Below are 668 nucleotides of genomic sequence, written 5' to 3'. Positions count from 1 at the left end.
ATCTCAGGATCCGCGATGACGGCTGAGCCGGTGGCCATCGGGCCCACTAGGAGTCGCAAGTCGTGGCCCGGATCATCGTCACGTGACCGCCTGATGGTCTCAAGTAGATCCTTGTCCAACGCCAGTTGCTTGAAGCGGCTTCTTACGAACTGTGAGATTGGGAGTTGATGAGGGTCCAGCTTGAACACATGAGACCCATCAGTCTCCTTGATACGCTTCCCACTTTGGTAATCCCAAGCCGGATCTGCGAGAATGGCATCGCCGAGTCGTGTCTCGGCCTCTAATCCAGCGCAGATCCCTACCATGACACAGTAACGTGGCCTAAGGTGGTTGATGGCCTTAGCTGCAAGTACGCCTGTAGACACCATGCCCATCCGCTCGGCGACCGCCGTCACGACACTGAATGTTTCCGCTCCGCTGCGGAAGCTGCCGCGCCGGATAAAGGTCGCATCGTCGAGTGGTTGCTCGGACTGCCACGCCCACGGGAGCCGATGGACGGCGGACATCTCGGGCTCTCTAAGAGCAGTCAAAACAAGAACATCGGTATGGTACGTGGGGGGACCGGCCTGTTGCGCGGCGAGATACAGGATGCTAGCGGCGATTGCCTCCATCCACCCGCTGCTGGTCTCGTCGTACTGCAAGACCGTCCATGTGTTCGCGGAAAACAC

Annotated in this window: 1 protein-coding gene; it reads right to left on the bottom strand. The window is 58.8% G+C overall.

Going from position 1 to position 668, the window contains the following annotated elements:
* Nucleotides 1–641 (bottom strand): hypothetical protein (locus ACKAE7_RS21130; protein ID WP_408980237.1); only part of this gene is annotated, 641 nt, incomplete at its 3' end.
* Nucleotides 642–668 lie beyond the last annotated feature (27 nt).

Source organism: Pseudarthrobacter sp. NKDBFgelt (assembly GCF_046097905.1).
Classification (GTDB): Bacteria; Actinomycetota; Actinomycetes; order Actinomycetales; family Micrococcaceae; genus Arthrobacter; species Arthrobacter polychromogenes.
Note: the sequence above shows the minus strand (reverse complement) of the source record. Positions and strands in the feature narration are given on the sequence as shown.